At 37.2% G+C, this 18,273-nt stretch carries 13 protein-coding genes and 1 tRNA gene; 6 read left to right on the top strand and 8 right to left on the bottom strand.

The genetic code is table 11. The annotated features are described in order from the left end of the window. Positions 1-18: 18 nt before the first annotated feature. The 5 genes from AC1M9L_RS04250 to uvrB all read right to left on the bottom strand — a co-directional run bounded on the left by AC1M9L_RS04250 (position 19) and on the right by uvrB (position 7,389). A complete protein-coding gene (locus tag AC1M9L_RS04250) occupies positions 19-1,476 on the bottom strand; it encodes a glyceraldehyde-3-phosphate dehydrogenase (protein ID WP_180028420.1) in 1,458 nt (485 codons plus the stop codon). Positions 1,477-1,721: 245 nt separating this feature from the next. Further along, complete coding sequence (locus tag AC1M9L_RS04245) at positions 1,722-3,434, bottom strand: hypothetical protein (RefSeq protein ID WP_481591431.1); 1,713 nt, start codon at positions 3,432-3,434, stop codon at positions 1,722-1,724. A 157-nt stretch (positions 3,435-3,591) separates the two neighbouring features. Further along, the gene (gene rarD / locus AC1M9L_RS04240) at positions 3,592-4,536 is read right to left on the bottom strand and encodes an EamA family transporter RarD (protein WP_481591430.1); all 945 of its coding nucleotides are present in this window, start codon (positions 4,534-4,536) and stop codon (positions 3,592-3,594) included. Positions 4,537-4,642: 106 nt separating this feature from the next. After that, positions 4,643-5,245: a lipocalin family protein gene (locus tag AC1M9L_RS04235; protein ID WP_481591429.1), complete on the bottom strand. Its 603-nt coding sequence runs from the start codon at positions 5,243-5,245 to the stop codon at positions 4,643-4,645. A 122-nt stretch (positions 5,246-5,367) separates the two neighbouring features. After that, on the bottom strand, positions 5,368-7,389 hold the full coding sequence (gene uvrB, locus AC1M9L_RS04230) for an excinuclease ABC subunit UvrB (RefSeq protein WP_481591428.1): 2,022 nt from the start codon (positions 7,387-7,389) through the stop codon (positions 5,368-5,370). 190 nt (positions 7,390-7,579) lie between these two features. Between uvrB and AC1M9L_RS04225 the strand changes: the two genes are divergently transcribed. The 4 genes from AC1M9L_RS04225 (at position 7,580) to AC1M9L_RS04210 (ending at position 14,599) form a co-directional block, all read left to right on the top strand. Further along, positions 7,580-8,365 (top strand): A1S_2505 family phage non-structural protein, encoded by a 786-nt coding sequence (locus tag AC1M9L_RS04225; protein WP_481591427.1) that lies wholly within the window; start codon positions 7,580-7,582, stop codon positions 8,363-8,365. A 76-nt stretch (positions 8,366-8,441) separates the two neighbouring features. After that, positions 8,442-9,857 (top strand): diguanylate cyclase, encoded by a 1,416-nt coding sequence (locus AC1M9L_RS04220; protein WP_481591426.1) that lies wholly within the window; start codon positions 8,442-8,444, stop codon positions 9,855-9,857. Positions 9,858-10,002: 145 nt separating this feature from the next. Next, a complete protein-coding gene (locus AC1M9L_RS04215) occupies positions 10,003-11,445 on the top strand; it encodes a sensor domain-containing diguanylate cyclase (protein WP_481591425.1) in 1,443 nt (480 codons plus the stop codon). A 259-nt stretch (positions 11,446-11,704) separates the two neighbouring features. Continuing rightward, complete coding sequence (locus AC1M9L_RS04210) at positions 11,705-14,599, top strand: calcium-binding protein (RefSeq protein ID WP_481591424.1); 2,895 nt, start codon at positions 11,705-11,707, stop codon at positions 14,597-14,599. A gap of 41 nt (positions 14,600-14,640) precedes the next feature. On the opposite strand, the gene AC1M9L_RS04205 is transcribed toward AC1M9L_RS04210, so the two are convergent. Then, entirely contained in the window at positions 14,641-14,823 is a 183-nt protein-coding gene (locus AC1M9L_RS04205; RefSeq protein WP_179997905.1) for a hypothetical protein, read from the bottom strand. A 215-nt stretch (positions 14,824-15,038) separates the two neighbouring features. Here AC1M9L_RS04205 and AC1M9L_RS04200 point away from each other — a divergent pair, with 215 nt between their 5' ends. Continuing rightward, positions 15,039-16,265 (top strand): pyridoxal phosphate-dependent aminotransferase, encoded by a 1,227-nt coding sequence (locus AC1M9L_RS04200; RefSeq protein ID WP_481591423.1) that lies wholly within the window; start codon positions 15,039-15,041, stop codon positions 16,263-16,265. A gap of 505 nt (positions 16,266-16,770) precedes the next feature. On the opposite strand, the gene AC1M9L_RS04195 is transcribed toward AC1M9L_RS04200, so the two are convergent. Then, positions 16,771-17,214 carry a hypothetical protein gene (locus AC1M9L_RS04195; protein ID WP_092767055.1) on the bottom strand — a complete coding sequence of 148 codons (444 nt, stop codon included), beginning with the start codon at positions 17,212-17,214 and terminating at the stop codon, positions 16,771-16,773. Positions 17,215-17,453: 239 nt separating this feature from the next. Between AC1M9L_RS04195 and AC1M9L_RS04190 the strand changes: the two genes are divergently transcribed. Next, positions 17,454-17,529: transfer RNA gene (locus AC1M9L_RS04190), tRNA-Asn, on the top strand. A gap of 87 nt (positions 17,530-17,616) precedes the next feature. On the opposite strand, the gene AC1M9L_RS04185 is transcribed toward AC1M9L_RS04190, so the two are convergent. Continuing rightward, entirely contained in the window at positions 17,617-18,270 is a 654-nt protein-coding gene (locus AC1M9L_RS04185) for a MiaE family protein (RefSeq protein WP_481591422.1), read from the bottom strand. Between the last annotated feature and the right edge of the window lie 3 nt (positions 18,271-18,273).

Genomic DNA, 18,273 nt, shown 5'->3' with positions numbered 1-18,273 from the left:
CTTTTTATGCTTTACAAATTATGCATTTGTTTCAGCAGGTACTTTTGGATAGCTTACGCCGCCCATTTGTTCAGCGATACGCAGAACTTGGCAGCTATAACCTACTTCATTGTCGTACCATACATATGCTGTTAAACGGTTACCAGACGTAATTGTTGCTTGCGCATCAAAAACACCTGCAGTGCGTGAACCGATAAAGTCAGATGATACAACTTCAGTAGAATTTGTATAACCAATTTGACCTTGAAGATTGGAGTTGATAGAAATTTGACGAATATATTCGTTCACTTCATCACGATCAACTTCTTTATCTAAAGTCAGGTTAAGGATTGCTAAAGACACGTTAGGTGTTGGAACACGTACAGAGTTACCAGTTAATTTGCCTTTAAGTGCTGGAAGTGCTTTAGCAACTGCTTTAGCAGCACCCGTTTCAGTGATCACCATATTCAACGTTGCAGCACGGCCACGACGGTCAGCTTTATGGTAGTTGTCGATCAAGTTTTGGTCGTTCGTGAATGAGTGAACTGTTTCAACGTGACCATTAATCACTGTATATTTGTCATGAAGTACTTTCAACGTCGGTGTGATCGCGTTTGTAGTACAACTTGCAGCAGAGATGATTGTATCTTCATCAAGAATGTCAGCTTGGTTAACACCAAACACAACGTTCTTCATATCACCTTTACCAGGTGCAGTTAAAATTACACGTGCAGCGCCTGGGCATTTAAGGTGCTGAGCAAGACCTTCAGCGTCACGCCATTTACCAGTGTTATCAATCACCAATGCATTTTCAATACCATATGCAGTGTAATCCACTTCTGATGGGTTAGATGCATAGATCACTTTGATGAATTGACCATTCGCAATAATTGCTTCGTTTTCTTCATCTACAGAAATCGTACCTGCAAATGGACCATGAATAGAGTCACGACGAAGTAAAGAAGCACGTTTCTCTAAATCACCATCAGATGATTTACGAACAACAATCGCTTTAAGGTTTAGACCACGACCAAGACCAGACTGACCAATCATAAGACGTGCAAGGATACGACCAATACGACCAAAACCATAAAGCACAACATCTTTATGCTCAACAGATGCGGCATTGCCTTGTAGTGATTTAACAGCGTCAGCAACGAATGCATCTACATCGCCACCTTTTGCTTTAAATTCTACAGCAAGTTTGCCTAAATCGATTTCAGCTGTGCCGATATTTTGTACTTTAACCAATGCTTCAAGGATTGGGAAAGTATCTACAGCAGAAAGTTCAACGTCTAAAACACGTGTACGACGATGAGCTTTAAGAATTTGGATAACCGAGCGGTTAATTAAAGAGCGACCGTATACTGTAGCTACGATGTTTTTTTCACGGTATAACTGACCAACAAGGGCAATCATACGTTCCGCGAGTTCTTCACGGTTTTTCCAGCGACCTTGGTGCTCTGCATGTAGGGCAACGATAGTGTCTTTGCTCACAGATACGTCCTCTAATTAATTGTAAATCTAAGCATAAATTTCAAAACCCCATAATTGTAAAGGAATTAACTCAGAGTTGAAATGAAAACTCGTTTTATTTTTTACTAAAGCAATTTTCTCTTTGTAAAAAATATATTTTAGCAATTGAATTACAATATAATTTTTTGGGTAAATGATTTCATTTAGATATCAAATACTGATCATTAAGCCTACAAATCCAATTTCGTCACTGAGTTACAGCCTGTTCAACTAAATACTGGTGAAGCCGAAATATCCTGACTCAACATCATATTTAAATCTTCTAAATTAAAATCTTCTAAGTTTTCTGGGAGTTTGACCAATACTGGAAGCTTAGTTAAACCATTTTGCCCCGAAGGGAATGCATAATGTCGTTCAAACTCACTTGTAGCTGAAAAACTTTCAAATTCAATAAATACACTATATTTTCGATAGTTTTTAGGCACACTTAAAATATCTAGATAAGCCTGCTTCTTGATTTTCACCATGGCCAATGAAGTTTGTTGAAGTTCTTTTTCTAGCTTTTCTCCAGCCACCATTCTTTTTAAAAATGAGCCTTGAACTTCAGCATAATCTCGTTTCAAACGCATCGTATGAGACAGCATTTCTCGGTAATCTTGAATATGTTGGCTTAAATCTTCTTGTAATGCATTTAACGGTTTCTTGGAGCGCTCATGCATGACTCCACGCTCATACATATTCAATGGTACAAATATTTCATCTTTACGCTTTTCAAGTAGTTTTAAATAGGCTAACAACTTGTATTCAAACAATTGGACTGAGGAATTAAAAAATAATGAAGGCTGTTGTTTAAAATCTTTATAATTCGCCAGAATATCTGAAAATATGCGATGCACACTTTTAAACAGATGCTCATATTCTTCAATATGTGATAAATGCTGTTCTAAAGCCACCACGAGAGGTTGTAGCAATTCGACAGTCAATGCTTGCTCAATCTTCCGTAAATGCTGTTTGGCTACAAAATCACTATTACTTCCAGCCATCCCTAAATTTTGTGTCAAAAGCGGTAATATCTTCTGTTCAGCAACATCTTCAAATTCTTGCACAATTTGAATGACATCTTTATGGACTTGATGCTGAATAGTAACCATCATCTGCACGTGTTCCATAAACTGTTTGATATACCCCTCTTCATTGTAACGGCGCATATCCAAAACCAACCCATTGAGATAAATTTGCTGGTTGTATTCCATTCGATCTTCAAATAAAAAACGACGGATCGAAAATGGATTTTGTTCAAACTGACTGGTTGGTGCGATGACGAATAGAAATTCAGAGGTTTTAACAATATCAAAGTGTCGAATGGACTGTTCTTTCAGCAACCATTGTGCAAAAAAAGGATGCTCCATGATCGATGAGTTTCTAGGTAGAAGGGGTTTAAACCAATACCCCAATAATTGTTGCTTAATAAATACCTCTATCATAAAGCTCTTAATCTGAGCTGAAGTTAACTGACGAGCTCCAACTGGTGTTTCAAGATTTAATTCACGAATTAACTTAGCAACATCTTGCAAAAAAACCCGACGCATTAACATTTTTTCGCGTTGTAATTTTAAATTGTCCTCAACAGCAATTAGGTCAATTTGATACAGCGCATTTTCTAAATAGTCTGCCACTTGTACGCAATCCGTCATCTCCTTCAACCATTGGATAGATTGACATAACTTTGCTGCAATGGAGCGCATTCTTTCACTAGAAAAACTATGCTTTAAAATTCCCAGCGACGTCGTGACTTTATATTCGAATGTGTTATTCACACGATTCCAAAATATATCTTTAGGTTTGAGAATTTGACGATCAATTTCTTCGCGAACGTCACTATCTGAATGTTGAAATATACGCTCTAAGAGTCTTTGCCAGTTTAAATCCAGACTAGGCTCCATCTGTAATAATGCTGCTCTTGTTTGGTACTGAATCATGATTGTTAAATTAGAATTATTATTGATTTAACAAATTTACCACATTTTTATGTTTTAGTTAATTATGTCACAAATATTTTTAAAGAATAAGTAATTATTCTTATCATTCAGTCAAAAACTCTTATGTACAACTCATGCTTATGTAATGATATGAAACTTAGTGCTCATCTTTTTTGGCTAGACGCGATTGTAGTTTCTTATGTTGATATTGAAGTAACTTTTCAGTTCTTCTTTGACGATAGAGATAAATTGTACCTTCCAAAATAAGGAGCAATACAGCAAACCAAATTGGAATATAAGTCAACCATTCTCCTGCTTCCACGCGTTCACCCATTGCTATTGATGCTCCTGCCAACAAAATTGGCTCTAAATAACTCAATAACCCAAAAATCACAAATGGAAGATATCTGCTCGCCAAGATGTAACTTCCAAGCCCTAAGGCACTTAAGCAACCTAGACCTAGTACAGCTAAAATGAGATATTTAAACTCAATAATCAGGGGCAATGTGTTTGAATAAAAAAATGCTAGAAAAATAGCAACTGGAATCACCAGCAATAAATCCCACCAGAATCCACCTAAATGATCTGTTGCAAATTTTCTTCTTAAAAAAAAGTAGATCGGATAAGCCACAGCAACATACATGGTCTCCCATGCCACAGTACCGATGCGCCAGATTTCATGGCTGACACCAAGAATTGCAAAAAACACTGCTGCAATTTGCCACTTTGAGAGCTTTTCTTTGTAAAGAACGCAACCAAAGAGAACCATCACCAGAGGCAACAAAAAATATCCTAAAGAAACCTCAAGCCCCCGACCATTGATTGGTCCCCACAAAAATAACCAGAGTTGAGTTGTACACAAAAATGAACTGATCAAGAGCCAAATTAAAATAGATGGTTGTTTGCAAATTTTATTATAAATTTCTCGAACATATTTTAGATCACCCGACCACCACATAAACAGCGTTAAGAAAGGTAACGTGGCTAACATTCGCCAAGCAAAGGTTTGCTCGCTGTCTAGTGGTCTAAGAAAATACGTATAAAAATATAGCACCCCAAATGTCACTGATGCCATAACTGACAATGCTATACCTTTTAACATATCTGAACCTAAATTTTACCAAACGATATTATAGCTAGAATTCGTAGCAATAGATGTTGATGCATAAAAAAACCACGCCTTAGCGTGGTTCTCATCATTTTCAACATTATTTTGTTGAACCAGGTGCTTGACCCGTTTGCTTTGTACGTATCACATCGCTTAAGTCATAACCAACGGATTTAGCATAATCAAGATACTCATTCACAACTGCTTGATCAGGATTATGCGTGCGAGAAAGCACCCACATATACTTACGTTTAGGCTCACCCACAAGTACAGTTTGATAATCCTCATCCAGTTTCAGCACCCAATAATCTCCACGACCAACTGGTAACCATCGAATAGCACTCGGCAAGAAACTAACTTTCAATTTTGTATTAAATGGCTGATTTTGTACAAATGCCTCACCCACTGACTGAGTAACTTTACCGTCAGCAGTAAAACAACGGTTATCAACATTGACATTACCATTTTCATTTAATGTATATGTCGCAGTCACATCACGATCACACTTGTTTTGGAAATAAAGTGGCTTACGTGCTACTTCATACCAAACACCTAAGTATTTATCGAGTTCAACTTTTTCAACAGTATTGAGTGGCTTGTCCTGAGCATAAACCATCGTTGCTGCCCCTAAACCAACCAATAATGCACCACCCAATACAATCTTGCTAACATTGAAACCAGCAGATGGGAGATTCTTGATCATCTAAATAACCCCTATTTATTGAATTTGTTTGTGAGTATTCATTTACTCTTCAACAATAACGGTTATTTTTCGGCTTAATGTTACGTTATGTGATGATTTTACAGTGTTTTCTGTAAATTAAATCACTGAATTAACTGTGCTTTTAAACGCACGATCTCATCACGGAAACGCGCTGCTTGCTCAAACTGAAGCTCTTTCGAAGCTTTGAGCATTTCCTTCTCTAATTTAGCCAAATGTTTTGCCAATAGTTTTGGATCGGAAACTATATGGCGCTCATCCGCACTTAATGCACGTGCTTGTCCCGATACACTCTCATCAATTGACTCATCATCATACTCTTCACCAGTATCAATTTCTTTGATGACTTGGCGGACTGCTGAACGAGGAGTGATGCCATGTTCTAAGTTAAAATTAATTTGTTTGGTACGGCGACGCTCCGTTTCATCAATTGCTTTTTGCATTGAATCCGTAATCCGATCTGCATATAAAATAGCCTTTCCTTCAACATTTCGAGCAGCACGACCAATGGTTTGGATAAGTGAACGTTCTGAGCGTAAAAAGCCTTCTTTGTCGGCATCTAAAATTGCAACTAAAGATACCTCAGGCATGTCTAAACCTTCACGGAGTAAGTTAATTCCAATCAATGCATCGTAGACACCTGTTCGTAATTCATGAATGATCTTCACACGTTCAACAGTATCGATATCAGAGTGTAAATAAGCCACTTTGATCCCGTACTCTTTTAAATATGACGTCAAATCTTCAGCCATGCGTTTGGTTAACGTTGTGACCAAGACACGTTCATTTTTGTCTTTACGTTGATTAATCTCCGAAAGGACATCGTCCACCTGAGTTAATACTGGACGAATTTCAATGACGGGATCAATCAATCCTGTTGGACGCACCACCTGCTCGGCAATTTGTTCTGATTTTTCTAATTCATAATTGGCAGGCGTCGCACTGACATAAATTGTAGTAGGAATAATACGTTCCCACTCTTCAAACTTCATTGGTCGATTATCCAGTGCACTTGGTAAGCGGAAACCATAATTCACTAGATTTTCTTTACGTGATCGATCGCCTTTATACATCGCACCAATTTGAGGAACCGTAACATGCGATTCATCAATAATAAGTAATGCATCCTCAGGCAGGTAGTCGAAAAGCGTTGGCGGGGCCTCTCCAGCTGGTCGACCTGATAAATGTCTCGAGTAATTCTCAATACCATTGGTATAACCAAGCTGTTGCATCATCTCAAGGTCATATCGAGTACGCTGTTCAATACGTTGAGCTTCAAGCAATTTATCTTCAGCTCTGAAATATGCCAAGCGCTCTTTGAGTTCTTCACGAATCGTTTCGATGGCACGCTGTAAGTTATCTTTAGGCGTCACATAGTGACTTTTTGGATAAATCGTGATTCGTGGAACTTTACGAATCATTTTTCCAGTCAAAGGATCAAACCAGCGGATCGAATCCACTTCATCATCAAATAGCTCAATCCGCACTGCATTTTGTTCTGACTCTGCGGGGAAAATATCAAGAATTTCTCCACGAATTCGATAAGTACCTCGTAAAAATTCGAGTTCATTACGCGTATATTGCATTTCTACCAATCGACGAATCAACTCATCACGGCTGACTCGATCACCTGTCACAATATGTAGGAGCATATTCATATATGCATTAGGATCACCTAAACCATAAATGGCGGATACCGAAGCAACGATAATAGCATCCTTACGCTCAAGCAAAGCACGCGTTGCAGACAACCGCATCTGATCGATGTGATCATTAATAGCAGAATCCTTTTCAATAAAAGTATCAGATGACGGTACGTATGCTTCTGGCTGATAGTAATCGTAATAACTTACAAAATACTCAACAGCATTATGTGGAAAAAATGCTTTAAATTCTCCATAGAGTTGAGCCGCGAGGGTTTTGTTATGTGCCATTACAATAGTAGGACGTTGTAATTGCATAATCACATTCGCCATCGTATAGGTCTTACCAGAGCCTGTTACCCCTAGTAGCAATTGATCCTTAAAACCTTGTTGTACTCCTTTAACAAGTTTCTCAATCGCTTGAGGTTGATCTCCTGCAGGCTCGTAATTAGTTACTAATTCAAATGGACGACTGTCACTCACTCGATAATTCTCGCTATACAGATGATGAAAATATGCAATAACACTGGTAATGCATGGCTTGCTTGCTCAAATCTTTATGATTTACTCATCTGATGATGAGGGTGAAAACCATAAATTCAATCAATTTTACTTGACCCTTACAGCAATCAATTGCACCATGAACTTAAATTGCATGTTGATGTAAAAAACTATGACTTACCAATATCACGATGAAACGATTATCAACAGTTTAAATGAAGATACAGTATTTGTATTTGGTAGTAATTTAGCAGGCACGCATGCAGGTGGTGCTGCAAAAATTGCACTTCAACATTTCGGTGCGATTAAAGGTGCTGGTCGCGGCTGGGCTGGACAGAGCTATGCAATACCTACCATGAATGAGCATTTGCAACAAATGCCTCTATCCCAGATTGAACACTACATCAATGATTTTAAGATCTATACAAAAAACCACCCCAAGATTAAGTATTTTATTACAGCCGTTGGTTGTGGTGTAGCAGGTTACAAAGTTGCTGAAATAGCACCCATGTTCAAAGGTATATCAAAAAATGTGATTTTCCCGATTTCATTTAAACCTTTCGTTGAACGAACCTTTCCTAAATTAAGCCAACCTTTATTACATGCCATTTTTTCTTCTGAACTACTGTTCGCGGGTTCTTTAGAAACGGCATTTGAGCAACTTAATTTAAATGAATCTGAAAAGAAACTAGCGAATATTTTGATCGAAACGCCGATGTTCCCCGTAGACAGTAATGGACGTGAACGCATCTTTGAAATCGAAGATATTCTCTACCACCTAAAAGATCAAACCTTCCAATATGAACCTAAGTCCGATCGTGCATTTATGATGGGTGGTGTGGTATTGGCCTTACTTGAACTCTACCAAATGAATGAACAAGATTTTGTTGATGTTTGGCAAGGGCTTAAGTCAATTTCTGCGCCAAAACCTGAGCATCGAGCAAAAAAATCAGTTTAATAAGATGTTGATTTTATAAGATTCATTCACTTATATTGTATAAATGAATGAATTTTAAACACCAAGGCTCGCATCTATGGATCATTTAGATCTGACCATCTTTGATTTATCTCCAATTGCGATGTGGCTACAAGACTTCAGCGGTGTTAAACAAATTTTTGAACAATGGACTGCTGAAGGTATTGAAGATATTGAAGCATATTTGATGGAGGATCACAGTCGTCTCCACCTTTGCTTGAGTACGATTCATACCTTACGTGTTAACCAAAGTACGCTTAAACTGTATGAAGCAAAAAACTTAGAAGAAATTTTAGAAAGTTTTCAGAAGTTCCTTCATCCTGAAGTCAGCACTTTCCAAATCCAATTTTTCGTATCACTTTGGAAGAATACTGAACATCATATTCCAGTGATCAATTATACGACCAATGGAAAGCGTTTAGATGTTCAATTACGCGGTATGAAATTAAAAGGTTATGAGGATAATTGGAAATGCCTACTCATGACCACCGAAGATATTTCCCAATATCAAAAAGCACGTCATTTTGCCGAATCCTTATTTACTTATAATCCAACAGCACTATGGATCATGGATTTTAGCCAAATAAAAAAAAGATTTGAGCTGCTCCGTATGCAAAACATTGAAAATTTAGATCAACACATTCATCAACATCCAGAATTTGTTGTGGAATGCTTCGAGCAAATACAATTCATTGATGTTAATGAAGCGGCGCTCAAACTTTTTGCTGTGAAAGATAAATCTCAATTTTTACATCATTCTCATGATTTATTTGATATTAAACGTTTGGAAAATTTTAAAAGTCAGTTACTACAATTGTGGAATCATGAAGAATATCAACAGCGAGAAAGTAGTTTCTACAACGCGAATGGAGAACAAATCTTCGTTTTAGAACAATTAAATATTTTTCCACATAATTTAGATGATTGGGCGGTGATACAAGTCGCCCTTACAGATATCACTGAGCGAAAAAAATTAGAAAATCACTTACATTATTTGGGTCAACATGACATTTTAACGGATTTACATAACAGAACTTATTTTAATGAAGAAATTGAACGGATTGAGCAACTTGATCTCTATCCAGTGTCTTGTATTTACATTGACATGAACGGTTTAAAAATCATCAATGATCAGTTCGGACATGATGTGGGTGATCAGTATCTAAAAAACTTTGCCGAAATTCTTCAATTTGTCACTCACAAAAAAGATTTTTCAATTTCTAGAATAGGTGGCGATGAATTTGTATTATTGATGCCTCATGCCGATGTTGAGCAAGTTAAAATCCTTGTTCATGATCTTGAAACTCAAATACATCAACATAATCTAGATCACCCTCATCTTTCTATCAGCGTTTCACTCGGACATGCCACAAGACTTAAAGGCGAAACCTTAGAAGATATGTTACGCCGTGCAGATAAATGCATGTATATTAACAAGCATCATTTTTATCAAAATAAAAATCTAACGAATTGAGCTTAGGATTTAGCTCAACGTTAGCTTAGCTTAAAAAAGTGTCTTAAATCACGTAAATAATAAAAAATTTGAATTTTATATCAAAATAATTTAGTGCTATATTATCCACAATTTATTGTTTTAAAAGAAAAGTTCAAGGATAATTATGGAGATACTTGATTCATCAATTTTTGATTTATCTCCTATCCCAATGTGGTTGGAAGATTTTAGTGCCATTCAAACCATCTTTAACCAATGGCGTAGTGATGGGGTTACTGATTTAGCTTTACATCTGCAGCAAAATCCAGATCTTGTGACTTTATGCGCACATCAAATTAAGATTGTTAAAGTAAATCAAAAAACACTCGATCTTTTTGAAGCACAAAGCCTTAAACATCTCACCCAAAATTTAAGCACCATTTTCCAACATCAAATGTTTGATGCACATGTAGCGGAATTAGTTGCACTTTGGAAGGGTGAATTAGAGTTTACAAGTACAACCACTAATTTCACCTTGAGTGGTCAACCCTTAGACATAAAACTGCGAGCTGTCGTTTTACCTGGTTCAGAACAAAGTTTAGACCGTATTTTGCTTACTACAGAAGATATTAGTGGTTATATGCAAGCTCGGCGTTTAGAAGAAAAAAATCGTCGATTAGCTGAAGCAAGATTTAGTTATTCACCCACATCATTATGGGTTGAAGACTTTAGTCGCATTAAATTAAGACTCGATCATCTTAAATCAATTGGTATTGATGATTTCAGAATTTTTTTAGATGTCCATCAGGATTTCGTACAACAATGCATTGAAGACATTGTATTACTAGACGTCAACCAAGCAACATTGGATTTGTTCAAGGCATCGACGAAATCAGATTTATTTCAAAATCTAAAAAAAGTTTTCTCGAAAGAAATGCATCAAACTTTTAAGGAACAATTGATCGAACTATGGAATGGGAAAATTCATCATAGTCGTGAAGCGATCAATTATGCTTTGGATGGTTCAATTCGCTATGTTTTACTTCAATTCACTGTGTTTCCAGGTTATGAAGAAGATTGGGGACTTGTACAACTTGCCCTAACGGACATTACAGCGCGAAAAAAAGCTGAGAGCTATTTAGAATATTTAGGTAAACACGACGTTTTAACAAAACTCAAAAATCGCTCGTTCTACACTGAAGAAATCCATCGATTGGAACGCGCACTTATTCGCCCAGTTTCTGCAATTTTTCTAGATATGAATGGCCTTAAACCGATTAATGATCAATTTGGTCATGATGTAGGTGATGAGATTTTACGCAGAATGGGTAATATCTTAAGTAGAACGATTCACAATACCAGTTATACAGCCTCTCGAATTGGAGGTGATGAATTTGTTATCCTGATGCAAGGTGCAAATGAAGCTACCGTTCAGTCGACGATTTTGACCATTCAAGAATTATTGAATATCGATAATCAATATTATTCTAACCATATCATCAGTGCATCAATGGGATTTGCTACAAGCCTTGAGAATGAAACAATTGAAGATATGTTAAAGCGTGCAGACCAATCCATGTATGATCACAAGAGACAATACTACAAATATTTATCCAATAAAAATCAATAATTTACAGTATTTATATTTTTAGATCATACATTTTATTTGCTCTTGAAACACTAGTCATTGCACTGGTGTTTTTTTTAAAAAATCAATCTTATTTAGTTCTCATATAAGCTTTACTATATTTTTCATTAAATTATGACAAAAAATTCATGATCTTGTCTAACAAAAGAAATTGATTTTAAATTAATAAAATGTGATTCTCATCACACTTTAATCACGAACAATGATTAAAAACACTTTATTTTTATAAGAGACTATAACAATGGCTTTGTTCAATTATAAATCATTCGATTACTTACCTAACTTTAAATTAAGTTCAGTTCTCTCAATTCCAGCTCAACTCGTTGGTAATGGTCTAATCGCTGCCACCAATGCTGTGAATACTGTTCTTGATGTAGTATCTCCTATTGGTTTAGCAGGTAATGCTTTACTTGGCAAACCTTTCGAAGCAGTGCACGAACTTGGTGATAAAATTATTGATGCAGCTTCAGATGCAGTGAATTCAGTGGGTAAAGCACTTGGTGCAACCATCGAACCGAATGACACTCATCATAAAAATGAGTGGGAAGACAAAGAACTCAGCTTAGATAACATTTTAAGCCTTCCTGGGGATTTAATTGGAAACACCATTATCGGTGCAACCAATATTGCCAATGATATTCTTGATGCTGCTGCACCTATTGCTATTGCAGGAAATGCGCTTATCCCTGGTTTTGATGTTGTTCATAAAGCAGGTGATACGATTATTGATGCTGTCTCTGATGTGGCTCATGACATTGGCTCAGCGATTGGCGGGACAATTGAACCTAAAGATACTCATTATGATAATGAATGGTCTCAAGAGCTTCCATCAGCTACTGAAAACCTAAAATCAATTGTGAATACAGTTGCAAATCAAGTTGAAAATGCACTTGAACCTATTTTCGATTATGTTCCTGATTTCAAATTTAGCTCAGTACTTTCTATTCCAGCTCAGTTACTAGGTAATGGTTTAGTCACGACAGCAAATTTAGTCAATACAGTTTTAGATGTGGCTTCGCCTATTGGTCTAGCAGGTAATGCTCTACTTGGTAAACCATTTGAAGTTGTTCATGAGTTAGGTGACCGCATTATCGATGCAGCATCGAATTTACTCAGTGGTGCTGGTGAGGCCCTCGGCTCAAATGTAGAAGCAAAAGATACACACCACAAAAATGAATGGAAAGATGGCGAACTTAGCCTTGATTCAATTTTAAAAATTCCAAGTGAGCTGGTTGGTAATTTGATTATCGGCAAAGATGGCATCGTGAATGATTTATTAGATAGCGTTGCGCCATTGGTTAAAGTTGGTGATAAATTCATTCCTGGTTTCGAAGAAATTCATAAAGCCGGTGATGCAATTATTGATCAAATTTCAGACATTATCGTAAATATTGGTAAGGATATTGGTGCTACTCTTCCACCTTCAGACTCACATTTTGATCGAGAATGGGGGCAACCAAAACAACCAGATCAATCTAATCCATCAGATGACGGTCGTCCTAAATTCTACAAAATTGACAATCAATTCAGTTACCGCGTAAGTGAATCTGCATTTAAACAAGTTCAAGAACTATATAACAAGTTTATCTCAACTGGTTCTTTACAAGGTAAAAATTTCTGGCGCCCTATTTATACCGTGATCAAAGAAGATTTAGCATCAAATGACGCAGTTGATCAGGGTACTAAAAACTGGTTACAAGTTGCTGAAGCTGTTGCAATAGCTGATCCTCAGAGCTTCCTTTATCAATATGTTCGCTTAGGAACAGGTAAATCACTCGCAGATAAAGGCATCTATATTACGGATGAACAATTCTGGCAAGCATCAAATGTATTGATCAAAACTTTAGCTGACAATTTCTTGAATGGCGTTAAAAATGCTGATGGCGAGACTGTTGTTCCAGCAGGATATTTACCAAGCTCTGATGGTAAGTTTGGATTGGTACTTATGGATGCAACTCAAGCTCTTGAAAACTTGGGTGGCGAGCTAGGTGATTGGACAGGTATCACACCATTAAGTATTCTTGATCACTATTTAGGTGTGGATACTTCACAATTGAACGGTGGTGATAGCCGTCCGTTTACTTGGTATTTAGAGCTATTGGGTGATGTAGTTAAAGCCAACTTAAAAGCTGGTGCGAGTATCTTTGATGTTGTGAATCAGATCGTGACTGAGGGCTTAAACTTCGTTGGACAATTCATCAAAGGTGAAATATTTGATGATGGCTTCTCTTCACGTGATCAACTTGTAAATACATTGACTCAACTTGCTTACGCATATGCAGGTGATTTGGCCGGTTCTGTAGCAGTAGCGACAAACTTATTTAATCCTAACACCAACATTATTACCACTTACTCAGTTTTCGGACGTACCTTAAACGGTAAAGATGGTAATGACATCATTAAAGGCGGTGTCGGTAACGATACGCTTGTAGGTGGTAAAGGTGATGACTTGCTCTTTGGTGGTTGGGGCAATGACATTCTAAAAGGTGGTGAAGGCATCAATGTCCTCGTAGGTGGTCGTGGTGACGATACCTATTATGTACAATCAAAATATGACTTCGTACTTGAACACAACTATGAAGGTACAGACACTGTCATTAGTTCTGCAGATCAGTATCAATTAACCGAAAATATTGAAAACCTTACGCTGATCAATCCAATCAAAGAACTTTTGATTGCTGGATCAGAAATTCAACAAAGTGGTACGGGTAACCAATCTGACAACATTATCACAGGTAGCAAATTCGTAAATAACGAATTAAAAGGCCTCGCTGGAGATGACACCTTAATCGCAAACGGGGGTCTAATTAACATCTTAAATGGTGGTATTGGTAACGACAAATTGTATGGGGATCTTGGTAACGAGACATACTATTTTGATCAAGGCTTTGGAGTAGATACAATCTATGAAAAAGGTGGTCAAGATACCATTCAATTTGGTGCTGGTATCTCAATTGATGATTTACTCGTTCAAGACTCTGGGAATGATCGTATCATCAAACTTAAAGATTCTTCTGATCAAATCACTATTAAAGATTGGGCAAAAGGTGAAGCACATCAAGTTGAATCAATCGTATTTAAAGACGGTTCTACATTCAACTTACTGACTCTAGATCAAAACTTAAGTTACGTGTAATTCTTACCCGCAAAAAAATAGGTGCTTAAAGCACCTATTTTTTATCTTTTACCCATTGAGCGACGTGTACCACGTGGCGGCATCCATGTGCGATCAGCATAGCGCTGAGGCTTTGGACGTAGATCTTCGATTTCTTCATCAGCTTGCTTTGCGTCATTCACTTGCTTGATAGGAAATGGAAGATTCACTACAGGCTTCTTTTTGGGAGAATTTTCCGAACTCATTTGAGACTACTCATTTCAATCTAACGCTATTGTACGGAAATTTGTTTTTTTATGCGACCCACGCTGTTCAATGTGGATATGTATCATTGCATTAAAATTCGGTGAATTTCGTGATTTTTTGCTAATTTGCCTAGATATTGGACGACTAAAACATTCAATTTAAGCTAAGATAGTGTGCTTTTTATTTTTTAATCCCTATAAGAAGGAATACTGCCGTGGACGTACGTCTCTCTGATCGTGTCAATGCCATCAAACCGTCCCCAACGCTTGCTGTGACCAATAAAGCTGCAGAACTTAAAGCTGCTGGTAAAAACGTTATTGGTTTAGGTGCAGGTGAACCGGATTTCGATACACCACAACACATCAAAGATGCAGCAATTGCAGCGATTAACAACGGTTTCACTAAATACACCGCAGTTGACGGTACGCCAGGTCTTAAAAAAGCAATTATCGCTAAATTAAAACGTGATAATAACCTTGATTATGCTGCTAACCAGATTCTCGTTTCTTGTGGCGGTAAGCAATCATTCTTTAACCTTGCGCTTGCATTGTTAAATAAAGGCGATGAAGTAATCATCCCTGCTCCATTCTGGGTAAGCTATCCAGATATGGTGATCATCGCAGAAGGTGTGCCAGTTATTGTTAAATGTGGTGAAGAACAACGTTTCAAAATCACACCAGCACAATTAGAAGCTGCAATTACTGATAAAACTCGCCTAGTTGTTTTAAACAGCCCTTCTAACCCAACAGGTATGATTTATACCAAAGAAGAATTAGAAGCATTAGCTGAAGTTCTTCGTAAATATCCTGAAGTATATGTTGCTTCTGATGATATGTACGAACCAATTCGTTGGGACGACGAGTTTTATAACATTGCTACAGTTGCACCAGATCTTTACGATCGCGTAATCGTTCTCAACGGTGTATCTAAAGCATATGCAATGACAGGTTGGCGTATCGGCTATGCAGCAGGTCCTGTTAAATTAATCGGCGCAATGAAGAAAATTCAATCACAATCTACTTCTAACCCAACTTCAATTTCGCAAGTTGCGGCAGAAGCTGCATTGAATGGTCCTCAAGATGTACTTAAACCAATGATTGAAGCTTTCAAACGCCGTCATGATTTAGTTGTTAATGGCTTGAATGATATCAAAGGCATTACATGCTTACCTGCTGACGGTGCATTCTATGCTTATGCAAACATTCGTCCATTGATCCGTGCAAAAGGTTTAAAATCTTGCACAGAATTCTCTGCATGGTTATTGGAAGAAACTGGTGTTGCGGTTGTTCCTGGTGATGCATTCGGTTTAGGCGGTTATATGCGTATTTCATATGCAACAGCAGATGAAGTATTGGTTGATGCGCTTGCACGTATCAAAAAAGCAGCTGACTCAATCGAAGGCGTAGATGCAGCAATTGCTTCTATCACAGCTGAAAAATAATCTGATAAATTAATCAGATCAAAAACCCGCGATTTTCGCGGGTTTTTTTTGCTTAAATCTAAATCCCTTCATGCACCTACATAACCCAATACTCAACATAAAACCTTTTGGTTAATACGATCGTTCACTGAATCGAACAAAGTGTGCTTTTAGGATTGGATAAACGTCGGAGGATTTTTTAAAGCTATCCAAACATGATCCATCAGTGATCCAAATAGAATATCGAAAATATTGAAATTTAAACACTATTCATAGTATCGATAGCTCAATCTGAAACATCATATTTATCACTGAAAAATCCCATTTATAGATATGCTTTGCACCATCATATAGAAGATAAAACCGATCTAAGCAACCACAATATAGGATTTAATTAATAAAAAAAACTTCTAGAAACACCAATTCACCCTACTAAATTAAAGATAAAATAACACAAGCTAAGTTTGACTATGTTTTAAAGAAACAATTTATTCAACAATTTCAGATTTAACTTGTGAAAATTTGCCTAAACTGCAAGCTGTTTATTAAACAAGTGCTTTGAAGGACGAGAACAACTTAAGCATTCAACATAATATTTGAGTGGTGACTTTAATAAAATCTCGCTCACCGCATTCGACTCATTTACCCAAGCAAACGATTTATTCGTGCCAAGAATGGCATTCCCTTTTATGGAGTAGATATAGAGTTTATTTACGTTAGGTGTTAAGTCATTTGCTGCCAAATATTGTTCAAGCGTGCATGATTGATCGTAATCAACAGACCATTTTTCAGAAAACCACAGCTGTAATAGCTCACCCAAAACCAGATGATGTTTTTTAAAAGGAAATACATCAATTACCGCGCCCTCTACTTCAATGAAATAAGAACTAGGCGAATTTAAGATAGACAGGTAATTTTGTTTATAAAATTCAAGATTAGAAAAGATCTGAGAAATGGTAAGCGTATTCATTCGCTTTCTCCTATTTTAGCCATTTAGTGCTGGCAAGTTGGTATAAATCCACACTGCTTAAAACTCTGTTTCAAGCGCTCTGTTGTTAAATAAATCTAACAAGCTCATTCTAAATTGGCAAGTAAATTAAAAAAAAACATTTTATTTGAGCAAATAAACAACATGCGGCTCAAAAGTGACAATTGTATGGCAATTTACACTTGACCCAATCTTAAATCCCCTTATAATCGCATTCAGATTCTCCAATAGCTCAGTCGGTAGAGCGACGGACTGTTAATCCGCAGGTCCCTGGTTCGAGCCCAGGTTGGAGAGCCAAATACTAAAAAGCCCAAGCATTTAAGACTTGGGCTTTTTTTTATGCCAAAAAAATCCCCCATTTGGGAGGATTTTCTCAACCATATTTTAAGCTGCTTTTACTGGAACTCCACTGTGAAAACGGAAGGTTTCATCAGGTGTTAAGATGAGTTGCTTTTCAACTTCACGAATGTGCTCTATACGACTTTGAATATCCTCCTCAGGATCTTTCAATTTCGCAGTCTTAGCCACATCTAGAGCTAGAGCCAAATAATCCTCGTAATGGCGTGATTCAGATTTTAGTAAGTAGCGATAATAGCGCCCTAATTCCTCATCGACTCTAGGCGCTAATGCATAAAAACGTTCACATGAGCGTGCTTCCACAAACGCACCAATAATTAAAACATCAATCAACGCTTCTGGTTCATACGTTCGAATTTCTTTGCGTAAGCCACCCGCATAACGCCCAGCACTTAAACCAACCCATTGCTGCCCGCGCTTATTCATAAACTCTAAAACCTGCTCATAATGCAGCATTTCCTCACGCACTAATTGAGCGAGCTTGACTTGTAAATCTACAAAAAAGCTGTATCGAAACATGAGATTCATGGCTGTACTGGCTGCTTTCTTTTCACAGTTTGCATGATCTTGCATCAAAATATCAAGATTATTTACAGCCTCATCTAACCAAGCTTGTGGAGTTTCACAACCAAGGAAGCCTATGACAGGCTTCATTAATTCATCATAATCAATATTTGACATAGT

The sequence above is a fragment of the Acinetobacter sp. ANC_7511 genome (assembly GCF_056779975.1).
The sequence above is the reverse complement of the archived record's forward strand: the minus strand, read 5'-3'. Positions and strand labels throughout refer to the sequence as shown.

Coding starts and splice junctions, on each gene's coding strand:
- AC1M9L_RS04235 (WP_481591429.1), bottom strand. CDS start 5,245: ATGATCAAGAATCTCCCATCTGCTGGTTTCAATGTTAGCAAGATTGTA.
- AC1M9L_RS04205 (WP_179997905.1), bottom strand. CDS start 14,823: ATGAGTTCGGAAAATTCTCCCAAAAAGAAGCCTGTAGTGAATCTTCCA.
- rarD (WP_481591430.1), bottom strand. CDS start 4,536: ATGTTAAAAGGTATAGCATTGTCAGTTATGGCATCAGTGACATTTGGG.
- AC1M9L_RS04215 (WP_481591425.1), top strand. CDS start 10,003: ATGGAGATACTTGATTCATCAATTTTTGATTTATCTCCTATCCCAATG.
- AC1M9L_RS04245 (WP_481591431.1), bottom strand. CDS start 3,434: ATGATTCAGTACCAAACAAGAGCAGCATTATTACAGATGGAGCCTAGT.
- AC1M9L_RS04225 (WP_481591427.1), top strand. CDS start 7,580: ATGACTTACCAATATCACGATGAAACGATTATCAACAGTTTAAATGAA.
- AC1M9L_RS04220 (WP_481591426.1), top strand. CDS start 8,442: ATGGATCATTTAGATCTGACCATCTTTGATTTATCTCCAATTGCGATG.
- AC1M9L_RS04195 (WP_092767055.1), bottom strand. CDS start 17,214: ATGAATACGCTTACCATTTCTCAGATCTTTTCTAATCTTGAATTTTAT.
- AC1M9L_RS04210 (WP_481591424.1), top strand. CDS start 11,705: ATGGCTTTGTTCAATTATAAATCATTCGATTACTTACCTAACTTTAAA.
- AC1M9L_RS04185 (WP_481591422.1), bottom strand. CDS start 18,270: ATGTCAAATATTGATTATGATGAATTAATGAAGCCTGTCATAGGCTTC.